The sequence below is a fragment of the Bradyrhizobium yuanmingense genome, from assembly GCF_029167105.1.
Classification (GTDB): Bacteria; Pseudomonadota; Alphaproteobacteria; order Rhizobiales; family Xanthobacteraceae; genus Bradyrhizobium; species Bradyrhizobium yuanmingense_A.
This window is the reverse complement of record NZ_JARFML010000029.1, coordinates 11,711-38,031: the sequence shown is the minus strand read 5'-3', so window position 1 is coordinate 38,031 and position 26,321 is coordinate 11,711. Positions and strand designations below refer to the sequence as shown.

The window sequence follows — 26,321 nt, the reverse complement described above, 5'->3', positions numbered from 1 at the left end:
GGACGCCGCTTCATGTTGCTTGTCGACATCGTCCTGCCGGGCCTCGTGCTCGGCGGCATGTACGCGCTGATCGCGCTCGGGCTGACGCTGCAATATGGCGTCGCGCGGATCATGAACCTCTCCTATGGAGAGTCGCTGGTCGCGGCCGCCTTCGGCGCGTTCTCGCTCTACAGCGGCCTTGGGCTGAGTCCACTCGCAGCATTGCTGCTGGCGGTCCCGGTCGCGATGGTGCTGAATTGGCTGCTGTATCGCTTCCTGCTGGAACGGCTGATGCGGCGCGGCAAGGACCGGGGCGCGCAGGAGATTGACAGCATCCTCGTCACCTTCGGCGTGCTGTTCGTGATCCAGGGCGCCATGCTGGTCGCCTTTGGCGGCCAGTACTACAGCTATAGCTATCTCTCCATTCCACTGACGATCATGGGCTCGACGCTTGCCGTCAATCGGCTCGTCGCGCTGGTGTTCGCGGCGCTGGTCGGCGGCGCCGTGTATCTCGCCCTTACCCGCACCCGGATCGGCACGGCGGTACGTGCCATCGCGGTCGATGCCAACGCCGCGCGTCTCGTCGGCATCGACGTCGCGGCCCTGTCGGGGCTGGCGTTTGCCTTTGGCGGCGGCCTCGTCGCCGTCGGCGGCGTGCTGATCAGCATGTTCCTCACCTTCAATGCCGCGATGGGGGTGGTGTTCACCATGAAGGCGCTGGTCGTCGTCATCATGGGCGGTGTCGGCAACGTCATCGGCGCCCTGGTCGCCGGGCTGCTGCTTGGTGTGGTCGAGACCGCGGTGGCGCGGCTGGTCGATCCCGGCCTGACGCTGGCTGCGACCTACGCGCTGTTTCTCGGCGTGCTCGTTATCAAGCCGACCGGTCTGTTCGGCAGGGCCGCGTCATGACGGCGTCCGTCCGGATCTTGCTGTGGTGCGCCGGCCTCGCCATCGCCGCCTGCCTCGTCACCTATCCGCTCTATGCCAACGGCTATTATCTCGCACTCGGCATCAGCGTGCTCTATTTCACGATCCTTTCGACCGCGTGGGCGATGTTTTCGGGCCCGACGCGCTACATCTCGCTCGCCACGGTCGCGTTCTTCGGGCTCGGCGCTTACACGGCTGCGGTGCTCGGCGAGACCATGCCCTGGCCGGTCGTGCTGCTGGCCGCAGCCGGCGTGGGTGCACTCACCGCCGCAATCACCGGGCTTTCGACGCTGCGGCTGTCCGGCATCTATTTCGTGATCTTCTCCTTCGGCCTGGCCGAGCTGATCCGGCAGCTCGTGATCTGGTACGAGGTCAACATCCACAAATCAGTCGGCCGCTATCTCTTCAGCGCGGTGACGCAGGACGTTCTCTACTGGCAGCTCCTGGGCTTGACCGCGATTGTCTTCCTGGTGGGCTGGATGCTCGGGCGCTCACGCTACGGGCTGGCCCTGCGTGCCATCGGCGCCGACGAGACTGCGGCGAGCCATTCCGGCATCGACGCCACGCGGGTCAAGCTCGGCGTCTTCATTCTGAGCGCGACCTTCATGGCGGTGACAGGCGCGGTCATGGCGCCGCGCTGGACCTATATCGATCCGGCCATTGCGTTCAATCCGACCATCTCGTTCCAGGTCGTGATCATGGCCTTGCTGGGCGGCGCGGGCTCGCTGTTCGGGCCCGTGCTGGGCGTCATTCCCCTGGTCCTGCTGTTTGAAGTCCTGACCGCGACCCTGCCCAACCATTTCAGCATCGTGCTCGGCGTCATCTTCGTGTTCATCGTGATGGTGTTGCCGAACGGCGTGATCGGCCTGTTCGGGCCGAGCCGCTGGCGCGTTCCGGCCGGCGGTCCCGCAGCCGCGCCCGCGCGCGGGAGCGATGCACCGCTGCTCGCGGTCGATGGCGTCAGCAAGTCTTTCAGCGGATTGCGCGCCGTCGACGGTGTCAGCTTCACAGTCACGCCGGGCGAGATCATCGGCATCATCGGCCCGAACGGATCTGGCAAGACGACGCTGCTGAATACGCTGTCCGGGGCGCTGCGGCCCTCCTCGGGCACGATCCGGCTGGGCGGCACCGTCCTCAACGGCCTGCGCGCACACCAGATCGCGCGCCTCGGCCTTGCGCGCACATTCCAGCTGGTGCGCGTGATGCCGGACCTGACGGTGGCCGAAAATGTTGCGGCGGCGCGGCTGTTCTCGACGTCCACCGGCTCGGGTGCAACGCCAAGCGAGCTGCTGGACCTCGTCGGGCTCGCCAAGATGCAGGAAGCGCCCGCGAGCGAGCTGACCTATATCGACCAGAAGCGGCTCGAGCTCGCCCGCGCGCTGGCGTTGCAGCCGCGCCTTGTGCTGCTCGACGAATGGCTGGCGGGCCTCAATCCGAGCGAGCTCGAGACCGGCATCGCGCTGATCGCGAAATTGCGCGACCGCGGTCTCACCATCATCATGGTCGAGCATGTGATGGATGCGATCCGAGCGCTGTGCAGCCATTGCATCGTCATGAACGCGGGCAGCGTGATCGCGCGCGGCACTCCGGAGGCCGTGTTGTCCGATCCAAAAGTCGTTGCAGCCTATCTCGGAGGCGACGATGCTTGAGGTCGCCGCCCTCTCCCACTTCTATGGCAAGCACCAGGCCCTCGCCGACATTGCGCTCGGTATCGAGCAAGGCGAAATCGTCGCGATCCTCGGCGCCAACGGCGCCGGCAAGTCCACCTTGCTCAAAAGCATCGCCGGGCTGGTCAGGCCTGCGCCTGGCGCAACGATCCGGTTCGAGGGACATCACATTGGCGAACTACCCGCCCATCTGATCGTAGAGCGTGGCATCGCGCTGGTGCCTGAAGGCCGCGGCGTGTTCGGCGATCTGACGGTTGCCGAGAATCTGCAGCTCGGCGCCTACCCCGCCCGCGCCCGCGCAGGCGAGGCGGACCGGCTCGCGAGGATCCTGCGACTGTTCCCGCGCCTTGCCGAGCGTATGGCCCAGGCCGTCCGCACCATGAGCGGCGGCGAGCAGCAGATGGTGGCGATCGGACGGGCGCTGATGTCGAACCCGCTGCTGCTCCTGCTCGATGAGCCTTCGCTCGGCCTGTCGCCCCTGCTCAGCCGCGAAGTCTTCCGTGCACTGGCGGAGATCCGCAAAAGCGGCCTCAGCGTTTTGCTGGTCGAGCAGAATGCGCGGGCGAGCCTCGACATCGCCGACCGTGTCTACCTGATCGAGTCCGGCCGCAACGCCGGCAGCGGGCCGGCCAGTGCGATGAAGAACGATCCGGAAGTCCAGCGCGCCTATCTCGGCAAGGCGCGCGCGGCCCCGTCCCCACCTTAATCACTCAACCCGCCTGCAACCTTTGGAGTGCTTCATGAACGCAATCGACCTTCTCATCGGTGGCAAGGACCAGTCGGCCAGCAATCAGCGGACCTTCCAGCGCCACAACCCGATCTCGGGAGAGATCGCGACCATCGTGGCGGCGGCCTCGATCGACGACGCGATGCGGGCCGCAGACGCTGCGGCCGCCGCCTTCCCGGCCTGGTCGCAGCTTGGTCCCTCCGAGCGCCGCAAGCGGCTCAATGCGGCCGCCGACATCCTCGCGCGCCGGGCAGCGGAGTTCACCGCGCTGATGGTCGCCGAAACCGGCGCCACCGCGGGCTGGGCCGGGTTCAACGTGCACCTGGCCGAAGGCATGCTGCGCGAAGCCGCGGCCATGACGACGCAGATATCCGGCGAAGTCATTCCGACCGACAAGCCCGACAACCTCGCCATGGCGTTTCGCCAGCCGGTCGGTGTGGTGCTCGGCATCGCGCCGTGGAACGCCCCCGTGATCCTCGGCGTGCGCTCGGTGGCGATGCCGCTCGCCTGCGGCAACACCGTGGTGCTCAAGGCGTCCGAAATGAGCCCCGGCGTACATCGGCTGATCGGAAGCTGCCTGGCAGAGGCCGGCCTCGGTGACGGCGTCGTCAATGTCGTGACCAATGCGCCCGAGGATGCGCAGGCGGTGGTCGAGGCGCTGATCGCCCACCCTGCGATCCGCCGCGTCAATTTCACCGGCTCGACCCGCGTCGGCCGCCTCATCGCACTGGCATGCGCAAAGCACCTGAAGCGCGCGCTGCTTGAGCTTGGCGGCAAGGCTCCGCTCGTGATCCTCGACGATGCCGATCTCGACGCCGCAGTGAATGCGGCAGCGTTCGGCGCGTTCATGAACCAGGGGCAGATCTGCATGTCGACCGAGCGGATCGTGGTCGACGACAAGGTGGCGGACGCCTTCATCGCCAAGTTCGCTGCCAAGGCCAGAAGCCTTCCCTTCGGCGATCCCCGCAAGGGCAATGTCGTGCTGGGCTCGCTGGTCAGTGACGCCGCCTGCGAGCGCGTCCGGGGCCTGATCGACGATGCCGTCGCCAAGGGTGCCGTGCTCGCTGCCGGCGGTCACGGCAGCGGCACCATCATGCCCGCCACCATCGTCGATCATGTCACGCCGGCGATGCGGATCTATGGCGAGGAGAGCTTTGGTCCCGTCGTGACCGTGGTGCGCGTGAGCGGGACCGACGAGGCCGTGCGCGTGGCCAACGACACCGAATACGGCCTCTCCTCCGCCGTGTTCGGCCGCGACGTCGCCCGTGCGCTCGGCGTTGCCAGGCGGATCGAGGCGGGCATCTGCCACGTCAACGCCCCGACCGTGCATGACGAGCCTCAGATGCCGTTCGGCGGCACCAAGGCGTCAGGCTACGGCCGCTTCGGCGGCAAGGCCGCAATCGACGAGTTCACCGAGTTGCGCTGGATCACCGTGCAGACCGGGCCCCGGCACTATCCGTTCTGACCGCCGGACAGGCCGCCTCCGTGGCAGCACGGGCCGCCGGCCGCTTCTGCCGCATGGGCGGCACCGGATGGTCCGGCTGGTACGCCGGACCATCCACATCTGACCTCACCAGCGATAGGTCAGCTTGCCGATGGCTTTCCGTCCTTCGGCATACATGCAGCCCGACAGGCCGTAGCAGGCGGCGACATAACGCGTATCCGCCAAATTGGTGACGTTCACCGACAGGCGCCAATTGTCCCTGGTATAGGCGAGCAGCGCGTCCAGCACCGTGGCCGATCCCACCTTGAACGTGTTGGCCTCATCGCCCCAGGTGGCGCCGACGTAGCGGATGCCGCCGCCGAACTGCAAGCCCGCCAGCAGCCCGTTCTGGAGCGTGTAGTCGCTCCACAACGATGCGCGGTTGAGCGGCACGGGGATCGGCGCCTTGCCGACATTGACCGGATCCTGCGTGACGACGGCATCGACATAGGCATAGGCGGCACGCAAGTTCCAGCCGTCGGCGAGCGACATCGAGCCTTCGAGCTCGATGCCACGCGATTTCACCTGTCCGATCTGTTCGTAATAGGTGGTTGTAGGCACGTAGACGCCGACGTTGTCGCGCGTCAGGTCGAAGGCGGCGAAGGTGAACAGCGCGTTCCAGCCGAGCGGCTGGTACTTGACGCCGACCTCGTACTGCACGCCGGTCTCGGGATTGAGCATCTGTCCCGCGGCATTGGTCGCCAGCACCGGCAGGAACGATTCCGAATAGCTGAAATACGGAGCGATGCCGTTGTCGAAATTGTACATGACGGCGGCGCGGCCGGTGAAGGCCGAGGCATCCTTCGTGACCGACGAGGGGGTGAATACATCGGTATCGACCTGGGTCGTCACGAAGTCCTCGCGACCTGCAAGCAGGAACGAGAGTCGGCCGAGCTTGATCTGATCCTGCGCGTAAAGCCCGAGCTGCGACTGCTTGACGCCCTTGTTGTCGTACATCCCGCCCATGGTCCAGTCGTAGCTGTAGACCGGGTTGAAGACGTTGATCTCCGGCGACGAGGTCGTGACGGCAAAGGCGGTGTCGCGGAACGTGGTGTTGCGATAGTCGAGCCCGACCAGGGTATTATGGCTGAGGATGCCGGTTACGAACTTGCCCTGGAGCTGGTTGTCGACCGCGAAGGAGTTGATGTACGTGTTGCTGTAGCTGCCGAAGCGCCCGAGCTGTCCTGCCGCTTCGTTGGTGTATCCGGCGCCGTAGAAGACCTTCTCCTCGTTGTGCTGATAGGCGTAGCGCAGGTTCTGCCGGAACGTGATGTTGTCGGTGAAATTGTGCGACAGCTGATAGCCGGCGGTCGCGATCTCGGTGTTGAAGGCGTCGAAGCTCGGCACGCCCGCGAAGAACGAGACCGGGATGGTGCGGCCGTTGTTCGGCCAGACCGTGCCCGAGGCCGGCAGGAACTGAAGGCCCCACCCTGCCCGGTCGCGCTGATAATTGGCGAGCAGGGTGATCGTGGTGTCCTCGTTCGGCTTGAACGTGACCGCGGGCGCGATGAAAACGCGATTGTCCTTGGTGAAGTCGACCTGAGTCTCGCCGTCGCGGACGACGCCGGTCAGGCGCCACAGCACGGTGCCTTCCTTGTTGGCGGGGCCGCCCATGTCGAACTGACCCTGGTAGCGGTTGAAGCTGCCGCCGGAGATCGAGACCTCGCCGAACTGCTGTGCGGTCGGCAGTTTCGTCACGTAGTTGAGGATGCCGCCGGTGCCGCTGCCGCCATACATCGCCGAGGACGGCCCCTTCAGCACTTCCAGGCGTTCGGCGCCGTAGGGATCGAGGCCGTTGAAGTGCACGTAATTGCTCGAGGGAATCCGCAGGCCGTCGAGGTAGAGGCCGGACATGGTGGTGTCGAAGCCGCGAATCTGGAGCGCGCCGAAGCGGGTGTCGGAGCCGCCATTGACGTCGCCGCTGACGCCGGCGGTGTAGCGCAGTGCCTCGCCGATCGAGACCGCGCCCTGGTTCCTGACCTGGTCGGTGGTGATCACGGACACCGATTGCGGCGTCTCGATCAGCGGAATATCCGTCTTGGTGGCGGTGCCGCTCCGCGTGGCAACGAAGCCGCGCACCGGACCGTTGGCGCGTTCGCCGGTAGCGCCGTTCGATGAGGCCGACTGGATTGGCGCAGCCTGCTGCGCCGGTCCGCGACGATTGGCGCGTGCGGTGCGTGTCGCTGCCGCCCGCCGCGACGACGCAACCGCCGCCGGACGCGCGCGCTGCGCCGGCGCTTCGACGGTGACCGGAGGAATTTGCGTCTGCGCTTCCACGGCACCAAAAGGGACGAGAGAGAATGTGCTGACCGCACCGAGAAAAAGCACCTGAATCTGTCGACGACGCGTGTCGCCACGCGAAGAAAATTGATAGTCGCTCACGTCTTTCGAGGCCCCACGCACTGCCGGCTTCGCCGGTATCGTTCTTGACGCCTCGCCCTAACTCAGGCGGTTTTCAAGCGCGATAGGAACCGCGTTAGAATCTCTCCAGACGTGTGCGCAGCATGTGCGGCGCATGCGCTCATGCGTGCTTCGCAGTCTGGAATGTTTCCAGACAGAAACAGAATCGGCCCGTCTGCAACATCGGGAAAACGATTCAGCGATGCCGCAGCCGGCGATTGACCCGGCGCGCCAGATAGTCGCCGGCGCTCTGGACGATCTGTACCAGTGCGATCAGCACGACCACGACGGCCAGCATCATCTCCGGCATGAAGCGCTGATAGCCGTAACGGATGCCGAGATCGCCGAGGCCGCCGCCGCCGACTGCGCCGACCATCGCGGAATAGCCGAGCAGGCTGACCACCGCGAGCGTCAGCGCCAGCAGCAGTCCCGGCAGCGCCTCCGGGATCAGGACCTTGAACACGATCTGGAGCGGCGAGGCGCCAAACGAGGACGCCGTCTCGATCAGGCCGCCGTCGACCTCGCGGATCGCAGCCTCGACAAGGCGCGCGATGAACGGCGTCGAGGCGATCGTCAGCGGCACGATCGCGGCCGTCGAGCCGATCGAGGTGCCGGCAACGAGGCGCGTGAACGGGATGATGGCGACGACGAGGATGATGAAGGGCGTCGAGCGCGTCGCATTGACGACAATGCCGAGCACGCGATTGACGATGGGCGCTGCGAACAGCTCGCCTTTGCGGCTGGTGGCCAGGAACACGCCGAGCGGCAGGCCGAAGACGGTGCCGAGCAGCGCCGCGATGCCGACCATGTACAGGCTTTCGAAGGTGGCCTGGATGATCAGGTTCATGAGTTCAGGCGACATAGCCGAGACGCTCCGCTGGGAATTGATCTTGAGAGAGCCAGGCGAGCGTGCGCGTCACCGCGTCCTCGCCGCCGGGAATTCCGAGCGTCAGCGAGCCCACATGCTGGCCGCCGATCTCGTCGATGCGTGCCGACAGCAGCGCGACGTCGAGCCCGAGCTCGCGCGCGAGCCGGGCCACCACGGTTTCGCCCGCCCCTGCCCCGCGCACCTGGATTCGGATCACGGCCTGCCCGCCGGCAGGCTGCTTCGAAACGATCCGGCTCGCCAGCGACACCGGCAGGCTGTCGCCGATCACCTCGGCGAGGAAGGACTGCGTGATCGGATGTCTTGGATGCGTGAAGATGTCGGCGACGTGGCCGCTCTCGACGACGCGGCCGGCGTCTAACACCACCACCTCCTTGGCGAGCTGGCGCACCACGGACATCTCATGCGTGATCAGCACGATGGTGACGCCGAGCTCGCGGTTGATGTTCGCAAGCAGATCGAGGATCGCGCGCGTGGTCTGCGGATCGAGTGCCGAGGTCGCCTCGTCCGACAGCAGCACGCTTGGCCGCGTCGCCAGCGCGCGGGCGATGCCGACGCGCTGCTTCTGGCCGCCGGACAGTTCGGAAGGATAGCGGTCGTGCTTGTCGGCGATGCCGACCAGCGCGAGCAGATCAGTGACGCGGGCCTTGATGTCGGTCTTGGTCCAACCGGCGATCTCCAGCGGCAGCGCGATGTTGTCGGCCGCGGTGCGCGAGGACAGCAGGTTGAAATGCTGGAAGATCATGCCGATCGAGCGCTGCGCCAGCCGCAGCTCGCGGCCGGCCAAGGCCGAGATATCGCGGCCGTCGACGATCACACGGCCCGTGGTCGGTTTCTCCAGGCCGTTGATGAGTCGGACCAGGCTCGACTTGCCGGCGCCAGAGCGGCCGATCACGCCGGTGATGGAGCCGCGCCGAATGGCGAAGTCGATGTCTTGCAGCGCGTTGACGCCGGGCTTGCCGCGATAGGCCGGATAGGTCTTGGAGATGCCGGCAAAACGAACCATCGCGTCCGGCTCGGCCGACGCGGGTGAAATCGCTTCAAGCGTCTCGATCGGTCGTCCGATCGCGAGCGATTGGTGGGCATTCATGGAGGCGGCCTTCATGCACAATAGCTCGGTCACCCAGATGCGCAGAGCACATGGCAACCGGTCGCGTCTGCGACGGGGGGTGGAAATCGCGACGAGGGCTCAATGGAGCGCGCTGCACCGCAGCACGCACCTTCGCTCTTTCTGCTCTTCCTTGCAATCTCAGATATTTGGCAGGACTTGGACAAAATTTTCCCGATCGTCGCCTGACGAAGAAGATTATCCGCCGGTATCGGCGCCTCGATCACCGACCCCGGAACCGCGGCTTGCGGCGCGTCAGGAACGCCTCCACGCCCTCTTTGTGGTCCTCGCTGAGGCTGGCGAGCGCGAACTGGTCGACATCCATGTGGCTTGCAAGATCGTCCAGTGCATGTGCGAGCCGGTTGACGGTCAGTTTGGTCATGGCGACGGACAGCGGCGGTTGCGCGGCAACCTTGCGGGCAAGCTCCATTGCGGTATCGAACGCATGGCCGGGATCCGCGACCTGCTCGACGAGCCCCCATTCATAGGCCTCGTCCGCGCTGATGCGCTGGTCGGCCAGGATCACCGCCTGCTTGGTGCGGGCCGGCCCAATCAGATGCAGCATGCGCGGGATGCTCTGCCAGCTCATGTTCATGCCGAGCCCGATCTCGGGCACGCGCAGATGCGCATCGCGCCCCATCACCCGGAAATCGAGCGCCACCGCGAGGGCGACGCCGCCGCCGATGCAAAAGCCTTCGATCGCGGCGATCGTGATCTGCTCCATGTCCTGCCAGGCTTGGGTGAGGCGCGGCCCGAGCTTGAGGTGCCGCCGCAGCGCGCCGAGGTCCATCTCCTTGCGCGAGCGTCCCTCGGCGTCCTTGAGATCGAAGCCGGCGCTGAAGGCGCCCGAGCTGCCGGTCAGCACGACGACCGAGGTCGCAGCATCGTCCTCGAAGCTGCGCGCGGCCGCCGTGAGTTGGCGCAGCGCCTCCGGCGAGAGCGCGTTGATGCCGTCGCCGCGGTCGAAGCGCACGACCGCGATCCGCCCCTCCGGCCCGAGACCCTTCTCGATCTTCACGTAATCGGTCACCATGATCTCCACGCTGTTTGCGGGATGCTAGCGTACAAATGCCCTCACGCATACGTGCCAGGACTGGGTTGCAACGAGCCCTCGACAGGTCCGGGCCATTGCGCCTATCTTCCGCGGCATGAGCCAAGATCACGACCATCATCACCACGATCACGATCATTCCGAGCTGTCCGAGACCGAGCTGCGCGTGCGCGCGCTCGAGACGATCCTGACCGAAAAAGGCTATGTCGAGCCGGCCGCGCTCGATGCCATCATCCAGGCCTATGAGACCAAGATCGGCCCGCACAATGGCGCGCGCGTGGTCGCCAAGGCCTGGACCGATCCGGCGTTCAAGACGGCGCTGCTGCAGGACGGCTCCAAGGCCATCGGCACGCTCGGCCATGTCAGCCGCGTCGGCGATCATCTCGTCGTGGTCGAGAACACGCCCGAGCGGCACAACATGGTCGTGTGCACACTGTGCTCCTGCTACCCCTGGGAAATGCTCGGGCTGCCGCCGGTCTGGTACAAAGCCGCGCCCTACCGCTCGCGCGCGGTGAAGGATCCGCGCGGCGTGCTCGCCGATTTCGGGGTCGCGCTACCCAAGGACATCGAGATCCGGGTGTGGGATTCCACGGCCGAGACGCGCTTCCTGGTGCTGCCGATGCGCCCCGCGGGCACGGAAGGCTGGAGCGAGGAGCAGCTCGCCGAGCTCGTGACGCGCGACTCCATGATCGGCACCGGTTTCCCCAGGACGCCGGGAGCACCGTCGTGAACGGCGTGCACGACATGGGCGGCATGGACGGGTTCGGCAAGGTCGAGCCCGAGCCGAACGAGCCGATGTTTCACGAGGAATGGGAGTCGCGCGTGCTGGCCATGGTGCGCGCGATGGGCGCGGCCGGCGCCTTCAACATCGACACCTCGCGCTTCTATCGCGAGACCTTGCCGCCGCATGTTTACCTGTCGAGCTCCTATTACAAGAAATGGTTTCTCGGGCTCGAGGAGATGCTGATCGACAAAGGCTATCTCACCCGCGAGGAGGTCGCCGCCGGCCATGCGATGCAGCCTGCAAAGGCGCTTAAGCACGGCAAGTTCGACCGCGCCAATGTCGAGCGCATCATGGTGCGCGGCAAGTTCGGCCGCCCTGCCCCGGCTCCGGCGAAATTCAAGATCGGCGATCGCGTCCGGGCCAGGAATATTCACCCAGCCACGCACACGCGGCTGCCGCGCTATGTGCGCGGCCATGTCGGTGTGGTCGAGCTGAACCACGGCTGCCACGTGTTTCCTGACACGGCGGCAATGGAGCTCGGCGAGAATCCGCAATGGCTCTACACCGTGGTGTTCGAGGGCCGCGATCTCTGGGGTGAGGATGGCGATCCCACGCTGAAGGTCTCGATCGACGCGTTCGAGCCCTATCTGGAGCCGGCGTGAGTGGTCGCGCTGCTGCGGCTGCGACCGCCGCCATTCCAAGCATTCCGCGCGATGACGACGGCCCGGTGTTCCGCGCACCTTGGGAGGCGCATGCCTTCGCGATGGCCTTGAGCCTGCACGAGCGCGGCGTGTTCACCTGGCCGGAATGGGCTGCCGCGCTCGCCGACGAGATCAAGCGCGCGCAGGGCGCAGGCGACCCTGATACCGGCGAGACCTACTATCTGCACTGGCTCGCCACGCTGGAGGGCCTCGTCGCCCGCAAGGGCGTCGCGTCGATGGAAACGCTGCACCGCTATCGGAATGCGTGGGACCACGCCGCGGATCGCACGCCACACGGCAAGCCGATCGAGCTCAGGCCAGAGGATTTTGGCTAGCTGATCGCTCCATCGTCATTGCGAGCGCAGCGAAGCAACCCAGAATCCCTCCGCGGTGGCAGTCCGGATTGCTTCGTCGCAAGGGCTCCTCGCAATGACGAGAGAGCGAGCCTACCGTCCCGCCACGTACTCGTTCCACCCCTTCGCCCGCAAACTGCAGGCCGGGCACTCGCCGCAGCCATGACCCCATTCGTGCAGCGCGCCGCGTTCGCCGAGATAGCAGGTGTGCGACTGCTCGCGGATCAGGTCGACCAAGCCATCGCCGCCGAGGTCATGCGCCAGCTTCCAGGTCGCGGCCTTGTCGATCCACATCAAGGGCGTGTGCAGCTCGAAATGCTTGGCCATGCCGAGCGAGAGCGCGGCCTGCATGGCGCGGATGGTCTCGTCGCGGCAATCGGGATAGCCGGAATAGTCGGTCTCGCACATGCCGCCGACGATGTGGCTGATGCCGCGCCGATAGGCCAGCGCCGCGGCGAAGGTCAGGAACACGAGGTTGCGGCCCGGCACGAAGGTGTTCGGCAGGCCGTCCGCGCCCATCGCGATCGCGACGTCGCGGGTCAGCGCCGTCTCGGACACGGCGGCAAGCGTCGGGATCGACAGCGTGTGGCTCTCGCCCAGCCTTGCGGACCAATCGGCGTGCAGGCCCTTGATGCCGTCGAGCAGGCGGTCGCGGCAGGCAAGCTCGATGGCGTGGCGCTGGCCGTAGTCGAACCCCAGCATCTCCACGCGGGCGAAGCGGCTTAGCGCCCAGGCGAGGCAGGTGGTGGAATCCTGGCCGCCGGAGAACAGCACCAGCGCGGTTTGTGAGGAAAATGCATCACTCATGGCCCGCGCTTTAGCATCGCACGACTTGCCCGCCAATCGGTGGAAATCGGCCAGTTCCGCCGCCTTGCGCTGGGATCGGGGGCCCGCTTTTGGCATAAGGCTCTGTATCCCAGGAGACTGCCCGGCAATGACCCCTTCCCGCGACATTTCCCGCCTGATTGAGATCATGGCGGCGCTGCGCACGCCGGTGACCGGCTGCCCCTGGGACCTCGAGCAGGATTTTTCGACGATCGCGCCCTACACGATCGAGGAGGCCTATGAGGTGGTCGACGCCATCACCCGCGGCGATCTCGACGATTTGCACGAGGAGCTCGGCGACCTCCTGCTCCAGGTCGTGTTCCACGCCCAGATGGCCTCTGAGCGGAACGCGTTCGATTTTGGCGACGTGGTCGAGGCCATCACCCGCAAGATGATCCGCCGTCATCCCCACGTCTTCGCCGACAAGGACGGCAATCTCGCCTCCTCCCACGTCAAGGAAGTCTGGGACCGCATCAAAGCCGAAGAAAAGGCCGAGCGCGCCGCACGCCGGCCGCCGGAAGAGTCGTCGACGCACAAATCGCTGCTGTCGGGTGTGAAGGCCGGCCAGCCGGCGTTGACGCGCGCGATGGAGCTGCAGCGCAAGGCCTCCACCGTCGGCTTCGACTGGAACGACCCGCGCGCGGTCTTGCAGAAGATCCGCGAGGAAGCTGACGAGATCGAGGCCGCGCTGGACCGCAACGACCGCGCGGGCCTGGCCGAAGAGACCGGCGACCTGATGTTCGCCCTCGTCAACCTCGCCCGCCATGTCGAGGCCGATCCGGAAGCCGCACTGCGCGCGACCAACGCGAAATTTGAGCGGCGCTTCGCCTATATCGAGCGGGCACTGGAGGCGCAGGGCCGGACGCTGGAGGAGGCCTCGCTGGCGGAGATGGACGCGCTGTGGAATGCAGCGAAGACCGCCACCTAGCCAGATGCGGTGGCGGAGAGATCGGGCAGCACCATCCATCGCCGATCGGTCAGCAATGTACCCCGATTCACCGGCTCGTACGGAGGGACGCGTCAAGCCGCCGCCATGAAATTGTCACCGCAGACAGTCTAAAGTTGTATAATAATTCTGACGCAGCCACCCCTACGGCAGGTGCAGTGCGATGCCATTGAAACATTATTCAGTCCTCAAGGGACGTCCGATTGCGATGCGTTTCGGCAGCGGCAGGTCGCCGCATTATCAAGTCCATATCGTGGCCGGCAATGAAGATTTCCGCATTGCCGTCAACGTGCAGTCGGCCGACGGAAGCGAGGTCGAATTCCTGGTGCGATCTCGTTTCATGCATCCGATTACCGAGCGGCTCGCGGCACTCCCGGAGGGGCTGCACCCTCAGCCTGCCCAGCCCGGCAGCATTGCGCTGGACTTCATCCGCGGTAATCTGATGCAGCCCCAGGAGATGGTGCCGCTGCCGGTGTCCGTGCCTGGGCCGGACAACGACCTCAACGAGAAGCTCGACCAGTTCGTCCAGCGCGCACTTTCAGATGAAAGCGCGATGGTCTACGCGTTCGGCGAGCCATGGGGCCCCGAGACCAAGGCGGACAATTATTTCGGCTTCCGGCCGGGACGCGGCATTCACGACATCCATATGAATCAGGGAAATCCCATCGGAAGGTTCTCGGGCGACAACGGGCCGTGGCAGGACGGCGGGCTCGTGTTCGAATTCCCGGAGCAAAATCTATGGACGGCAGTCTTCCTCAAATTCCAGACGCAGGCCTGGCACACTGACGACGAGACCGGTCATCCGATTGATCTCGGCGGCGGCACGCCGACAGCGCCGCTGGATCCGACGGCCCCCCCGACAGAGGAAATGCCGGATGGGCTCGTGCGCATCATTGCGGCACTCGTCAACGCCGTGAAGACGCCGGAGCGCGAAGTCGTCACACTGCTCAACACGGCCGATCGTGACATCGATCTCACCGGCTGGAAACTGGCCGACAAGCAGAAGAAGAAAATGACGCTGTCGGGGAAGATCGCGGCCGGAGGCACGCTCGCCGTGGTCGTGGAGAAGCCGATGGAATTGTCGAACCAGGGCGGAATCATCTCGTTGCTGGACCAGCGCGGGATCAAGGTTCACGGTGTCGCCTATACCAGGGCGCAAGCCAAGCATCCGGGCCTGACCATTCCGTTCTGATGTGCCGATCACATGGCGCGTGTGATCCATCGCCCGCAGGACGCGGCCTAAGCCGCGCAGCAATGTGCATCCCGCCACTATGTGGCGTGATGCGGCACGGCATCGAACCTGTTCACCACGATGTCCCGCTTGGTCTCGTCCACCCGCACGGTCATGTCGAAGCGGCCGTCGTGCAGCTCCTTCGACAGCACCTCGGCATTGCGGTGCAGCCAGCTGATGCCGGCACCGTCGGCGGCGTCGATGGAGAGATCAAGCGTTGTCCGTTTCGCCGCGAGCCGCTGCTCGATCGCGGCGAGCAGAGCATCGACGCCCTCGCCCGACACGGCTGAGACCAGCATCGCCGGATGATCCTCCGGCCTGCGCGCGGCGATGTTGAGCAGCTCCTCGCGTTGCTCGGGGTCGAAACGGTCGATCTTGTTCCAGACCTCGATGATGCGGCCGGAATCGTCCGGGTTGATGCCGAGCTGGCGCAGCACCGCGTCGACGTCGCTCTGCTGCGCCTCGGCGTCCTCATGCGAAATGTCGCGGACATGCAGGATGACGTCGGCCTCCAGCACCTCCTCCAGCGTGGCGCGGAAGGCGGCGACGAGCTGCGTCGGCAGGTTGGAGATGAAGCCGACGGTGTCAGAGAGCATCGCCTTGCCGCCATGCGGCAGGTTGAGCGCCCGCAAGGTGGGATCGAGCGTCGCGAACAGCATGTCGGCCGCCTGCACGTCGGCGCGAGTCAGGCGATTGAACAGCGTCGACTTGCCGGCATTGGTGTAGCCGACCAGCGCGACGACACGATACGGCACGCGTTGGCGGCCGGCGCGATGCAGACGCCGCGTCGCCTGCACCTTTTTCAGCTCGCTCTCGAGCTTGGAGATGCGCTCCTGGATCAGACGGCGGTCGGCCTCGATCTGGGTCTCGCCGGGGCCGCCCATGAAGCCGAAACCGCCGCGCTGGCGTTCGAGATGGGTCCAGGAACGCACCAGGCGCGAGCGCTGGTAGTTGAGATGCGCAAGCTCGACCTGCAGCGAGCCTTCCCGGGTCTTGGCGCGGCGGCCGAAGATTTCGAGAATGAGCCCGGTGCGGTCGAGCACCTTGGCATGCAATTCCTTCTCGAGATTGCGCTGCTGGATCGGCGCCAGGGCGCAATCCATCACCACGAGCTCGACCTCGAGAGTCTTGATCAGCCCGGCGATCTCCTCGACCTTGCCCTTGCCGATATAGGTCGCGGGCCGGATCTGGGAGACCGGAGCCACGATAGCGTCGGCGATGACGAGATCGATCGCACGCGCGAGGCCGACGGCTTCATCGAGCCGGGCCTCGGTATCGCGCAAGACACGAGTCTCCGATTGCGCGTCGGCGCTGCCCGCGCGCACGCGCAAGTAGGGACCGATGACAAGCACCCGCCCCGTCTGCGTAGCCCCTGCCGACCGCGGACGGTCGGCATCCCCGTCGAAATTCCGGGGTTCCAATCAGGTCACTCTCAAGCCGGCTGGTCCTCGCCGCCTTCGAACAACTGAATCGGAGCGCCCGGCATGATGGTCGAGATCGCATGCTTGTAGACCAGCTGCGAATGACCGTCGCGCCGAAGCAGCAAACAGAAATTGTCGAACCAGGTCACGATGCCCTGGAGCTTCACTCCGTTGACCAGAAAGATCGTCAGTGGCGTCTTGGTTTTGCGAACGTGATTAAGGAAGGTGTCCTGTAGGTTTTGTGCGCGGTCTGCCGCCATTGTTTTTTTCTCGCTTTGAGTTTCTTTTTATTGCGCCGGATGCGGCCCTCTTTGTCGAGTTCGGGGCCTCCTCCGGTTGCCGTCCTTCATGAGATCCCCCTCGGAAGGAACAGCGGTTCGATTAGAGGACAGGTCGGGATATTAGGCAAGCCGCTTCAAGCGGCAGGCGCGGCCCTATTGCCCCGAAAAAATACGGAAATCGATGATTTTCTTTGCCTATTCCCGAGATGCCGCCGCAGCGTCGCAGCATTAGCCGACGCCGAGCGCTTTCAATTTCCGGTGCAAGGCCGAACGTTCCATGCCAACGAACTCGGCCGTTCGAGAAATATTTCCTGAGAAACGGCTGATCTGTGCAATCAAATAGTCCCGCTCGAACACCTCGCGTGCTTCGCGCAGCGGCAGGCCCATGATGTGCTCGCCATTGTTGCTGGTCGGCATCGCCGGCACCATCGAGCCGACGTCCTGCGGCAGCATGTCGGCGGTGATGATGACCTCCGGCCCGCCGGCGGCCAGAATCATGACTCTTTCAACGTTGTTGCGGAGCTGGCGCACATTGCCGGGCCAGACATGCGATTGCAGCACCGCCATCGCGTCCTGACCGATCTGGCGCTTGGGCAGGCCGCTGCCGGCCGAGATCTGCTCCATGAAATAGTCGATCAGTTCCGGAATGTCCTCGCGCCGCTCCGACAGTGCGGGCACGCGGATCGGCACCACCGAGAGCCGGTGGTAGAGGTCCTCGCGGAAACGGCCGGCCGCGATCTCCTCTTCGAGATTGCGTGCGGTCGATGAGATGATGCGCACGTCGACCTGCACCTTGGCGGTGCCGCCGACGCGCTGGAACGATTGCTCCACCAGCACGCGCAGGATCTTGTTCTGGGTCTCGCGCGGCATGTCCGCGATCTCGTCGATGAACAGCGTGCCGCCATGCGCCTCTTCGAGTGCGCCGGGCTTGCGCGGCTGCTCGCCATTGGACTGCTCGACACCGAACAGCTCATGCTCCATTCGCTCGGGTGTGATCGCGGCGGCGTTGATGACGACGAACGGACCGTCGGCGCGGCCCGAAGCGGTATGCAGCGTGCGCGCGGTCAGCTCCTTGCCGGCGCCGGCGGGGCCGACGATCAGGATGCGGCTGTTGGCCTTGGCCGCCCGCTCGATGGTTTGGCGCAGCTGATTCATGCTGGGCGAGCGGCCGACGAGCTGGCTGGCGCTCGGGGCGAGCTGCTTCAGCTCCTTGACCTCGCGCTTCAGCCGCGAGTTCTCCAGCGCTCTGGTCGCGACCAGGATGAGGCGGTCGGCCTTGAACGGCTTCTCGATGAAGTCGTAGGCGCCGCGCTTGATCGCGGCGACCGCGGTCTCGATGTTGCCGTGGCCGGAGATCATCACGACGGGCAGGTCGGCGTTGTCCTTCTTGACCTGCTCCAGGAGCTGCAGGCCGTCGAGCTTGGAGCCTTGCAGCCAGATGTCGAGAAACACCAGATGCGGCCTGCGATTGGCAATCTCGGCGAGCGCCGTGTCGCTGTCACGTGCGGTCCTCGTGACGAACCCCTCGTCTTCGAGAATGCCCGCAACAAGATCGCGAATATCGGCCTCGTCATCGACAATCAGAATTTCACTTGCCATGGATCGCGCCTGTCTTGTCAGCTGCCTGTTGAGGCTTCGATTTTGGTTGAATCATTGGTCTTTTCAGCCGGCTCTTTGGTTCCGGCGGCCGGCTCTTTTGTTTCCTGGGTCGCGACGGATTCCGTCACCGTTTGCGTGATGTCGGGTTTGGAGGCCGTCCCGGTCGCGTCGTTGACCGCCGGCACTTGCTCCGTCGCCGCGGACTTCGCGGGTTGCCCCGACACGGCAAAGCGCATGCGCATCCAGGCGCCGCGCTGGTCGGCACGGAAGTCGGAGGCGTCCTTCAGCTCGATCCGCCCGCCATGGTCTTCCAGCACGCGGCCGACGATGGCGAGCCCCAGCCCGGTACCCTTGGCACGCGTGGTCACGTAGGGCTCGAGCAGACGCGAGCGCGCGACCTTGGGCAGGCCGATGCCGTTGTCGATGACGTCGATCAGCACGTCGTCGCCCTCGCGCGACACCACGACGTCGATACGCCCCTTGCCACCGTCCTTGCCGAGCTCCTCGGGCGGGACCTGCTCGATCGCCTCGGTGGCGTTCTTGACGATGTTGGTGACCGCCTGCGAGATCAGGCGCCGATCGAACTGCGCGCGCAGCGGATCCTGCTTGAACTCGGCCTCGATGTCGATTTCGGGATGGGCGACCTTCATCAGGAACACTGCCTGGCGCACGGTGTCGGCGACGTCCTCGCCCTCCATCACCGGTTTGGGCATCCGCGCAAAGCGCGAGAACTCGTCGACCATGCGCCTGATGTCGTCGACCTGGCGGACGATGGTGTCGGTGCACTGGTCGAAGATCTGCTTGTCCTTGGTCTCCGTGATGTCCTTGCCGAACTTGCGGCGGATGCGCTCGGCCGAGAGTTGGATCGGCGTCAGCGGGTTCTTGATCTCATGCGCGATGCGGCGCGCCACGTCGCCCCAGGCCGAGGTGCGCTGCGCCGAGACCAGCTCGGTAATGTCGTCGAGGGTGATGATGTAGCTGTCATGCGGCTGGTTCTTCTCGGCGCTGACGCGGACCGACAGGTTGCGCTCGGTGCCGTCGCGGGTGATCGTGATCTGGCCCTGCACCAGGCGCTGGGTCCCTTCCCGCGCCGTCTTCATCATCTCGTCGAGCTCGGGCAGCACCTCGGAGAGCGGATGGCCGAGCGTCTCGGCTTCAGAGTGCCCGATCAGCTTCTCGGCGGAACGATTGAGGATGCCGACGCTGCCGGACGCGTCGACGCCGATGATGCCGGCACTCGCGGACGACAGCACCGCCTCGATGAAGCGGCGGCGGCTGTCGATGAGGTCGCTGGCGTTGACCAACTCGTCGCGCTGGCTGCGCAATTCCTGCGTCATCTTGTTGAAGGTCTCGCCCAGCTGGGCGAGATCGCCCTCCGACTGGTGCACGGGCACCTGGACGTGCAGGTCGCCGGTCGAAACTGTATGTGCCGCGTTCATCAGCCGCCGGATCGGCGAGACCAGCGAGTTGGCGAAGTTGAGACCGATCAGCACCGAAGCCATGAGGATGGTCAGCGCGATCACCGCGAACATCAGCGCGAAGGCGACCTGGATACCGAGCCTGCGCGATTCGATCTGGGCGTATTCGGCGACGCTGACTTCGGTCTGCCTGAGCTGATTGACGACGTTCGGATCGAGCGGCCTGGCGACATAGAGGAAGGTGTCGTTGAAGGCGCGCAGGCGGATCACCGCGGCGACGAAGCTCGCATCGGGAAGGACCGCGATCTCGGGTTCGTTCTCGTTGACGTTGCTGAGAAAGTCCGGCGCGGGTGGCGAATAAGCGAGCCGCATGCCGGTGTCGGCCGACTCCAGGATGTTGGTGTTCTTGTCGATGATCATCGCGCCCGGCAGATTGCGCGAGCTAGCGCTGGCGGTGAGCATCTCGCGGAACGAGCGGCGGTCCTGGTCGTAGAGCGGCCGGGCATGGGCGATGTCGTTGGCCATGCCGAGAATGTCGCCGCGGATCAGCTGGGCATGGTCCTGCATATAGGCCCGCGCGATCGTCAGCGAGTTCTGGATCACCTCCTTGGTCGGCCCGGAGAACAGCCGGTCGAGGCCGCGCTCGATGGTGACGTTGGCGACAACGGCGACCAGCACCGCCGGCAGCACCGCCACGATCGAGAACAGGCTGACGATCTGGACGTGGAGACGCGCCGCGGCCCTGCCCCGCCGCCGCGCCAGGATCAGCTGCCAGAGTTCCCGGATGATGATCCCGACCAGCAGCAGGATCGTGGCGGCATTGATCAGATAGAATGTGCGGACCACCCCGGGCGTCGGCTCGATCGTGCTCAGACCCGTCAGGACCAGGAAGGTCAGGAAGGCCGACAGCAGCGCCAGCGCGACGGCAAAGGGCGCCAGCCAGCGTCGCACCGACCAGCGCCGGGGCTCTTCCGCTGGGGCCGTGTCAAAGTGTGCGGCCGAGGTATCTGCGCTGGTCATTCCGGCAATGGCGGTGCTGAAAACGGGTCCGCGGACACGCGGGTACTGATGTATTCGTACCACATTGTTGCCGAATTGCGACAATTCCGCGGCGTCACCCCCTCCGCGGACCCGCGCAATCCACAGGCACATGTCCCCGAGGCGGAACGGATTCCCACCATCGCGGCTTGATCAACATGGATAGGATTTTTCTCGCGACGATGGTTTCGGCCGTCCTCCTGCTGATCGTGGCCGCCGACCTCCTGGTCAACGGTCTCGGCGTTCAGCCGCCTCTGGTGAATGTCGCCAGCGTGACGCCGGCATCCGGCGGTCTGGTCAGATAGATGTGATCTTGCCCGCTGCGGCTGAACGAACAATTTGAATGTGCGAGCGGAACATTTCGGTCCGATCGAGACTTCTGCTCACCGCGTCAGCCACAACGGCCAGCGCGATCCGGACAGGCTCAGCTCTGCCTTGGTAGGGGGAGCTGAGCCACCGGTCGCTTCGAGAGACTAGCCCCCGCTCCGATACACCTGGATGTCGAGATCCCGGATCTTCTTCCGCAGCGTGTTGCGGTTGAGGCCGAGCAGGTCCGCGGCGCGGATCTGGTTGCCGCGGGTGGCGGCGAGCGCCGCCGTGAGCAGCGGCACCTCGATCTCCTTGAGAATGCGGTGGTAGAGGCCGGGAGGCGGCACGCCATTTGGGAAGCCCTGGAAGTGCGAGGACAGATACGCTTCCACGGCGCCGCCGAGATTGTCGACGCCCTGCTGGACCGCTGCGCCCGGGCTGACCGAGGGTGGCGCGAGTTCGCCGTCGATGACGGAGGACGTGATCACGTCCTGCGGATAGAGCGCGGCGAGCCGCCGGGCGAGGTTCTCGAGTTCGCGCACGTTGCCGGGCCAGCGGTGCTGCTTCAGCCGCTCCAGCGCCAGCGTGTCGAGCTTCTTCGGCGGCAAGCCGTCCTTCTCGGCCAGCGTGAAGAAGTGACGCACGAGATCCGGCAGGTCCTCGATGCGCTCACGCAAGGGCGGCAGCCGCAGCGGAACGACGTTGAGGCGGAAGAACAGGTCTTCGCGGAACAGGCCCTGCTGAATTAGCACGCGCAGGTCCTTGTTGGAGGCCGCGACGATGCGCACGTCGGTCTTGATCGGGGTGCGGCCGCCGACCGTGGTGTATTCGCCCTGCTGCAGCACGCGCAGCAGGCGGGTCTGCGCCTCCATCGGCATGTCGCCGATCTCGTCCAGGAACAGCGTGCCTCCCTCGGCCTGCTCGAACCGGCCGGAGGCGCGGGTGTTGGCGCCGGTGAAGGCACCGCGCTCGTGGCCGAACAATTCGGACTCGATGAGGTCGCGCGGGATCGCCGCCATGTTGACCGCGACGAAGGGGCCGTTGCGGCGCTTGCCGTAATCGTGCAGCGCGCGCGCCACCAGCTCCTTGCCGGTTCCGGACTCGCCCGTGATCATCACGGTGAGGTCGGTCTGCATCAGGCGCGCCAGAACGCGGTAGATCTCCTGCATCGCCGGCGAGCGGCCGACCAGCGGGATCGCCTCCATCTCGGCGTCCTCGTCCGGCGTCGAGGTCCGCTCCTTCGGCTCGGCGAGGGCGCGGCCGACGATCGCGATCAGCTCCTTGAGATCGAACGGCTTCGGCAGATATTCGTAAGCCCCGCGCTCGGAGGCGCGGATCGCGGTCATGAAGGTGTTCTGCGCGCTCATGACGATGACGGGCAGGTTCGGCCGCATCTTCTTGATCCGCGGCAACAGGTCGAAGGCGTTTTCGTCCGGCATCACCACGTCGGTGATGACGAGATCCCCCTCGCCCTGGCTGACCCAGCGCCACAGCGTTGCGGCATTTCCGGTCAGCCGCACCTCGTAACCGGCGCGGGACAGTGCCTGATTGAGAACGGTGCGGATGGCGGTATCGTCATCGGCTACGAGAATGCTACCTGCGGGCATTGTTGATCCTCATTTTGCCCCCTGTGACGCAGGCGACGACTTCCCGGCAGAGCCGTCGCGACTGCTTTGATCGGCGTGTTTGACCGATGTGGAATACATCGGCATCAGCACGCGAAAGGTGGTCTTGCGCGGCTGAGATTCGCATTCGATGATGCCCCCGTGATCGCCGATGATCTTGGCGACCAGCGCAAGACCGAGACCCGAGCCGGTCTGCTTGGTGGTCACGAAGGGGTCGAACAGGTTGGGCAAGAGATCGTCGGGCACGCCGGGTCCGTTGTCCTTCACGCAGAATTCGAGCGGAAGGGATACCCGGGATTTTTGACCGGGGACTGACAGGCGCACGCCGGGGCGGAACGCGGTGGTGAGCTGGATCTCGGCGTCGGGCACGTCGATCAGCGCTTCGGCGGCGTTCTTCACGAGATTGAGGAACACCTGGATCAGCTGGTCCTGGTTCGCCAGGACCGGCGGCAGCGAGGGGTCGTAGTCCTCGATGAAACGGATGTTGCGGGCAAAGCCCGACTGCGCCAGCCGCTTCACGTGATCGAGCACCGAATGGATGTTGACGGGGCCGCGCACCACGGGGCGCTCGTCGCCGAACACCTCCATGCGGTCGACCAGCGTCACGATGCGGTCGGCCTCGTCGCAGATCAGCCGCGTCAGCATGCGGTCCTCGGACGAGGCCTGCTGCTCGAGCAGCTGCGCTGCGCCGCGAATGCCCGAAAGCGGATTCTTGATCTCGTGCGCGAGCATTGCTGCTAGCGCTATCACCGAGCGCGCTGCGCTGCGATGGGTGAGCTGCCGATCCATCTTGTCCGCGATGGTGCGCTCCTGCAGCATCACGACGATATGGCCGGGCCGCTCGGTGAGTGGAGCCACGTGCAGGTCGACCTGGCGGTCGCCCCCCATGCGCGGCGTGCCGAGATCGACCTTGTATTCGTTGACCGGCGAGTTCGAGGAGCGCACCTGGTCGATCAGCGCCAGCAAGGGGCTGCCGAACGGCACCAGCTCCTTCAGCGACTGCCGCTTCAGGAATTGCGTCGAGATCTCGAAGAAAGCTTCGGTGGCGATGTTCGCGGCAACGATCTTGCCGTCCGGCCCAATCGTGAGCACGGGATTGGGCAAGGCATCCAGGATTGCGTCGCTGTCGGACTGAAGCGGCCGACGATGTTCAGCGGCTGAGCTCATGCAGCAGCGCTCCATGCGAAGTCGTCGAAGGCGTCTTGCAGTGAATCGTGAACGAGGCGCGGATCCTCCGAGACCAGGATCTTCTGCCGCCAGGACTTCAGCTTCTCGGCCGGCGCGCGACTCGCCTGCGCTGCGACGTCGAGCGCCCAGCCCAGATGCTTGCGGGCGTGCCTCAGCCCGATGCGCAGGCCATAGAGCGCGCAAACGCCGTCATAGAGCGTGCGGACATAATGCAACTGCGTCTGGAGCGAGGGCACGGCTTCCTCGGCCCCGCCGTTCAGGCGGCGGCCGATCTGGCCCGGCAGCCAGGGCTGGCCCTGCGCGCCGCGGCCGATCATCACGGCGTCGGCGCCCGAGGCGTCCAATGCCGCCAGCGCCTTCTCGTAGGAGGTGATATCGCCGTTGACGACGAGCGGAATGGAGATGGCCTCGCGCACGGCGCGGATCGCATCCCAATCGGCCTCGCCCTTGTAGAACTGGCAGCGGGTGCGGCCGTGAACGGTGACGAGCTTGACCCCCGCGGCCTCCGCGCGCCGCGCCAGCGCCGGCGCGTTGCGGCTGCGGTCGTCCCAGCCGAGGCGCATCTTAAGCGTCACCGGCACCTTCACCGCCGCGATCGTCGCTTCGATCAGGCTGACGGCATGGTCGAGGTCGCGCATCAAGGCCGAGCCGGACTGGCCGCCGGTGACGTGGCGGGCGGGACACCCCATGTTAATGTCGATGATATCGGCGCCTTCCGCTTCGGCGATCCGGGCGCCTTCGGCCATCCAGTGTGTCTCGCAGCCGGCCAGCTGGACCACATGCGGGCCGATGCCGGTGGCTTCGCAGCGCAACCGGGACATCCGGTGGCCATTGGCGAGCTCATCGCTCGCGGTCATTTCAGACACGACGAGACCAGCGCCAAGCTCGGCGGCCAGCCGGCGGACGGGCGAGTCAGTCACACCCGACATCGGCGCCAGGAAGACCGGGGTGGCGACTTCAATATCGCCTATTTTCAACGGCTTAGAGCCTGATACTGCCGAGCCGGTCACGGGGGTCTCGTTGACTGGGCAGGGCCTCATCGCGCCTGCCATGATCTATCTTGCGCACAATTCTTGTGCAGTCAAGCGTCATGCCTACAGTTTAGACAGTTCTGTAGATCTTTCAAGTGCAGTGCAGCAAAATGCTGTTTCCCACAATCCGGGGAAATCCCCTTTTTTTGCGGGCCTGCCGTGCTAGAGGCATGCCGGCAAATCACCCCCTGCTCTTATTGGCAACTGAGTATTTGAGTCCTATGGCGAAATCACAGCGCACCGCGGTCGTCCTCGTCGCAGCCGGGCGCGGACTGCGCGCCGGCGCCGGCGGGCCGAAACAATATCGCGAGATCGGTGGCGTGCCCGTGATCCGCCGCGCCATGGAAGCCTTCAGCCGTCACGCTGAGGTATTCGCGGTGCAGCCGGTGGTGAACCCCGACGACAGCGCCATGTTCACCGCAGCGGTCGCAGGGCTCAGGCACGAGCCGCCGACCAATGGCGGCGCGACGCGGCAGGCTTCGGTGCTCGCCGGCCTCGAAGCGCTGGCCAGGCACAATCCGGACATCGTGCTGATCCACGACGCCGCGCGCCCCTTCGTCTCGGAAGGCGTGATCGCGCGCGCGATCGAGGCGGCGAGCCGCACCGGCGCTGCGATCCCCACCGTTCCCGTCACCGACACCATCAAGGTCACCGGCGAAAGCGGCAACGTCGAGGCCACGCCGGAGCGCGCTTCCTTGCGGATCGCACAGACGCCGCAATCCTTTCGTTTCGACGTCATCCTCGAGGCGCATCGTCGCGCGGCAAGGGATGGACGCTCGGATTTCACCGACGATGCCGCGATTGCCGAATGGGCGGGATTGACGGTTGCAACCTTTGAAGGCGATGTTGCCAACATGAAGCTCACAACTCCCGAGGATTTCGTGCGCGAGGAAGCGCGGCTGGCCGCCCAGCTCGGCGATATCAGGACCGGCACCGGCTACGACGTGCACGCCTTCGGCGAAGGCGACCATGTCATGATCTGCGGCGTGCGCGTGCCGCACACCAAGGGGTTCCTGGCTCATTCCGACGGCGATGTCGGCCTGCATGCGCTGGTCGACGCCATTCTCGGCGCTCTCGCCGACGGCGACATCGGCTCGCACTTCCCGCCGAGTGATGCGAAGTGGAAGGGCGCCTCCTCCGACCAGTTCCTGAAATATGCCATCGAGCGCGTCGCAGCGCGCGGCGGCCGCGTCGCCAACCTCGAGGTGACGCTGATCTGCGAGCGGCCGAAGATCGGCCCGTTGCGCGACACCATGCGCGCGCGCATCGCCGAGATCTCCGGCGTCGACATCTCGCGCGTGGCGGTGAAGGCGACCACCAGCGAGCGGCTCGGCTTCACCGGCCGCGAGGAAGGCATCGCGGCCACCGCGAGCGCCACCATCCGCCTTCCCTGGGGCGTCTAG

Annotated in this window: 23 protein-coding genes; 11 read left to right on the top strand and 12 right to left on the bottom strand. The window is 65.6% G+C overall.

Features of this window, described 5'->3' with window-relative positions; translation table 11 throughout:
- Nucleotides 1–12 precede the first annotated feature (12 nt).
- The 4 genes from P0R31_RS30030 to P0R31_RS30015 are packed head-to-tail and all read left to right on the top strand — an operon-like array spanning nt 13 to nt 4,765.
- Entirely contained in the window at nt 13–888 is an 876-nt protein-coding gene (locus tag P0R31_RS30030) for a branched-chain amino acid ABC transporter permease (RefSeq protein WP_275518069.1), read from the top strand.
- Nucleotides 885–2,555 (top strand): branched-chain amino acid ABC transporter ATP-binding protein/permease, encoded by a 1,671-nt coding sequence (locus tag P0R31_RS30025; RefSeq protein WP_275518067.1) that lies wholly within the window; start codon nt 885–887, stop codon nt 2,553–2,555. Before P0R31_RS30030 ends, P0R31_RS30025 begins: the two co-directional genes overlap by 4 nt.
- Nucleotides 2,548–3,279: an ABC transporter ATP-binding protein gene (locus P0R31_RS30020; RefSeq protein WP_275518066.1), complete on the top strand. Its 732-nt coding sequence runs from the start codon at nt 2,548–2,550 to the stop codon at nt 3,277–3,279. The genes P0R31_RS30025 and P0R31_RS30020 overlap by 8 nt, the downstream gene beginning before the upstream one ends.
- Nucleotides 3,280–3,313: 34 nt before the next feature.
- A complete protein-coding gene (locus P0R31_RS30015) occupies nt 3,314–4,765 on the top strand; it encodes an aldehyde dehydrogenase (RefSeq protein WP_275518065.1) in 1,452 nt (483 codons plus the stop codon).
- A 105-nt stretch (nt 4,766–4,870) separates the two neighbouring features.
- On the opposite strand, the gene P0R31_RS30010 is transcribed toward P0R31_RS30015, so the two are convergent.
- The 4 genes from P0R31_RS30010 to P0R31_RS29995 all read right to left on the bottom strand — a co-directional run bounded on the left by P0R31_RS30010 (nt 4,871) and on the right by P0R31_RS29995 (nt 10,207).
- On the bottom strand, nt 4,871–6,862 hold the full coding sequence (locus tag P0R31_RS30010) for a TonB-dependent siderophore receptor (protein ID WP_275518152.1): 1,992 nt from the start codon (nt 6,860–6,862) through the stop codon (nt 4,871–4,873).
- 517 nt (nt 6,863–7,379) lie between these two features.
- Nucleotides 7,380–8,045: a methionine ABC transporter permease gene (locus tag P0R31_RS30005; protein WP_275518064.1), complete on the bottom strand. Its 666-nt coding sequence runs from the start codon at nt 8,043–8,045 to the stop codon at nt 7,380–7,382.
- Nucleotides 8,035–9,174, bottom strand: coding sequence for a methionine ABC transporter ATP-binding protein (locus tag P0R31_RS30000; protein ID WP_275518062.1), 1,140 nt, complete (start codon nt 9,172–9,174; stop codon nt 8,035–8,037). Before P0R31_RS30000 ends, P0R31_RS30005 begins: the two co-directional genes overlap by 11 nt.
- A 226-nt stretch (nt 9,175–9,400) precedes the next feature.
- The gene (locus tag P0R31_RS29995; RefSeq protein WP_275518150.1) at nt 9,401–10,207 is read right to left on the bottom strand and encodes an enoyl-CoA hydratase/isomerase family protein; all 807 of its coding nucleotides are present in this window, start codon (nt 10,205–10,207) and stop codon (nt 9,401–9,403) included.
- Nucleotides 10,208–10,325: 118 nt separating this feature from the next.
- On the opposite strand from P0R31_RS29995, the gene nthA reads away from it, so the two are divergent.
- From nthA to P0R31_RS29980, 3 genes are read left to right on the top strand one after another with little or no spacing between them, the layout of a single operon-like run.
- Nucleotides 10,326–10,958, top strand: a complete 633-nt coding sequence (nthA, locus tag P0R31_RS29990; RefSeq protein ID WP_271542195.1) for a nitrile hydratase subunit alpha — start codon at nt 10,326–10,328, stop codon at nt 10,956–10,958.
- Entirely contained in the window at nt 10,955–11,614 is a 660-nt protein-coding gene (gene nthB / locus P0R31_RS29985) for a nitrile hydratase subunit beta (protein WP_275518061.1), read from the top strand. The genes nthA and nthB overlap by 4 nt, the downstream gene beginning before the upstream one ends.
- On the top strand, nt 11,611–11,988 hold the full coding sequence (locus P0R31_RS29980; RefSeq protein WP_275518060.1) for a nitrile hydratase accessory protein: 378 nt from the start codon (nt 11,611–11,613) through the stop codon (nt 11,986–11,988). The genes nthB and P0R31_RS29980 overlap by 4 nt, the downstream gene beginning before the upstream one ends.
- A 111-nt stretch (nt 11,989–12,099) precedes the next feature.
- Here P0R31_RS29980 and queC read toward each other — a convergent pair whose 3' ends face one another.
- The gene (queC, locus tag P0R31_RS29975) at nt 12,100–12,813 is read right to left on the bottom strand and encodes a 7-cyano-7-deazaguanine synthase QueC (protein WP_275518058.1); all 714 of its coding nucleotides are present in this window, start codon (nt 12,811–12,813) and stop codon (nt 12,100–12,102) included.
- Between the two features lie 127 nt (nt 12,814–12,940).
- Between queC and mazG the strand changes: the two genes are divergently transcribed.
- Both mazG and P0R31_RS29965 read left to right on the top strand, forming a co-directional pair.
- Nucleotides 12,941–13,759: a nucleoside triphosphate pyrophosphohydrolase gene (gene mazG, locus P0R31_RS29970; protein ID WP_275518057.1), complete on the top strand. Its 819-nt coding sequence runs from the start codon at nt 12,941–12,943 to the stop codon at nt 13,757–13,759.
- Nucleotides 13,760–13,940: 181 nt separating this feature from the next.
- Nucleotides 13,941–14,969 (top strand): DUF2278 family protein, encoded by a 1,029-nt coding sequence (locus tag P0R31_RS29965; RefSeq protein ID WP_275518056.1) that lies wholly within the window; start codon nt 13,941–13,943, stop codon nt 14,967–14,969.
- A 77-nt stretch (nt 14,970–15,046) separates the two neighbouring features.
- Here P0R31_RS29965 and hflX read toward each other — a convergent pair whose 3' ends face one another.
- The 4 genes from hflX to P0R31_RS29945 all read right to left on the bottom strand — a co-directional run bounded on the left by hflX (nt 15,047) and on the right by P0R31_RS29945 (nt 20,747).
- Entirely contained in the window at nt 15,047–16,429 is a 1,383-nt protein-coding gene (hflX, locus tag P0R31_RS29960) for a GTPase HflX (RefSeq protein WP_275518055.1), read from the bottom strand.
- A gap of 11 nt (nt 16,430–16,440) precedes the next feature.
- Nucleotides 16,441–16,689 (bottom strand): RNA chaperone Hfq, encoded by a 249-nt coding sequence (gene hfq, locus P0R31_RS29955; RefSeq protein WP_007591126.1) that lies wholly within the window; start codon nt 16,687–16,689, stop codon nt 16,441–16,443.
- A 249-nt stretch (nt 16,690–16,938) separates the two neighbouring features.
- Nucleotides 16,939–18,309 carry a sigma-54-dependent transcriptional regulator gene (locus P0R31_RS29950; protein ID WP_036039494.1) on the bottom strand — a complete coding sequence of 457 codons (1,371 nt, stop codon included), beginning with the start codon at nt 18,307–18,309 and terminating at the stop codon, nt 16,939–16,941.
- 17 nt (nt 18,310–18,326) lie between these two features.
- Complete coding sequence (locus P0R31_RS29945; protein WP_275518053.1) at nt 18,327–20,747, bottom strand: sensor histidine kinase; 2,421 nt, start codon at nt 20,745–20,747, stop codon at nt 18,327–18,329.
- Between the two features lie 176 nt (nt 20,748–20,923).
- Here P0R31_RS29945 and P0R31_RS29940 point away from each other — a divergent pair, with 176 nt between their 5' ends.
- The gene (locus P0R31_RS29940; protein ID WP_275518052.1) at nt 20,924–21,070 is read left to right on the top strand and encodes a hypothetical protein; all 147 of its coding nucleotides are present in this window, start codon (nt 20,924–20,926) and stop codon (nt 21,068–21,070) included.
- A gap of 168 nt (nt 21,071–21,238) precedes the next feature.
- Here the strand turns inward: P0R31_RS29940 and ntrC are convergent, their stop codons facing one another.
- Genes ntrC through dusB form a run of 3 tightly spaced genes read right to left on the bottom strand, consistent with a single transcriptional unit; the run spans nt 21,239 to nt 24,864 of the window.
- The gene (gene ntrC, locus P0R31_RS29935) at nt 21,239–22,681 is read right to left on the bottom strand and encodes a nitrogen regulation protein NR(I) (RefSeq protein WP_128261688.1); all 1,443 of its coding nucleotides are present in this window, start codon (nt 22,679–22,681) and stop codon (nt 21,239–21,241) included.
- A gap of 9 nt (nt 22,682–22,690) precedes the next feature.
- On the bottom strand, nt 22,691–23,866 hold the full coding sequence (locus P0R31_RS29930; protein WP_275518051.1) for a two-component system sensor histidine kinase NtrB: 1,176 nt from the start codon (nt 23,864–23,866) through the stop codon (nt 22,691–22,693).
- Nucleotides 23,863–24,864: a tRNA dihydrouridine synthase DusB gene (gene dusB, locus P0R31_RS29925; protein ID WP_275518149.1), complete on the bottom strand. Its 1,002-nt coding sequence runs from the start codon at nt 24,862–24,864 to the stop codon at nt 23,863–23,865. Before dusB ends, P0R31_RS29930 begins: the two co-directional genes overlap by 4 nt.
- 275 nt (nt 24,865–25,139) lie before the next feature.
- Between dusB and P0R31_RS29920 the strand changes: the two genes are divergently transcribed.
- Nucleotides 25,140–26,321, top strand: a complete 1,182-nt coding sequence (locus P0R31_RS29920) for a bifunctional 2-C-methyl-D-erythritol 4-phosphate cytidylyltransferase/2-C-methyl-D-erythritol 2,4-cyclodiphosphate synthase (RefSeq protein ID WP_275518049.1) — start codon at nt 25,140–25,142, stop codon at nt 26,319–26,321.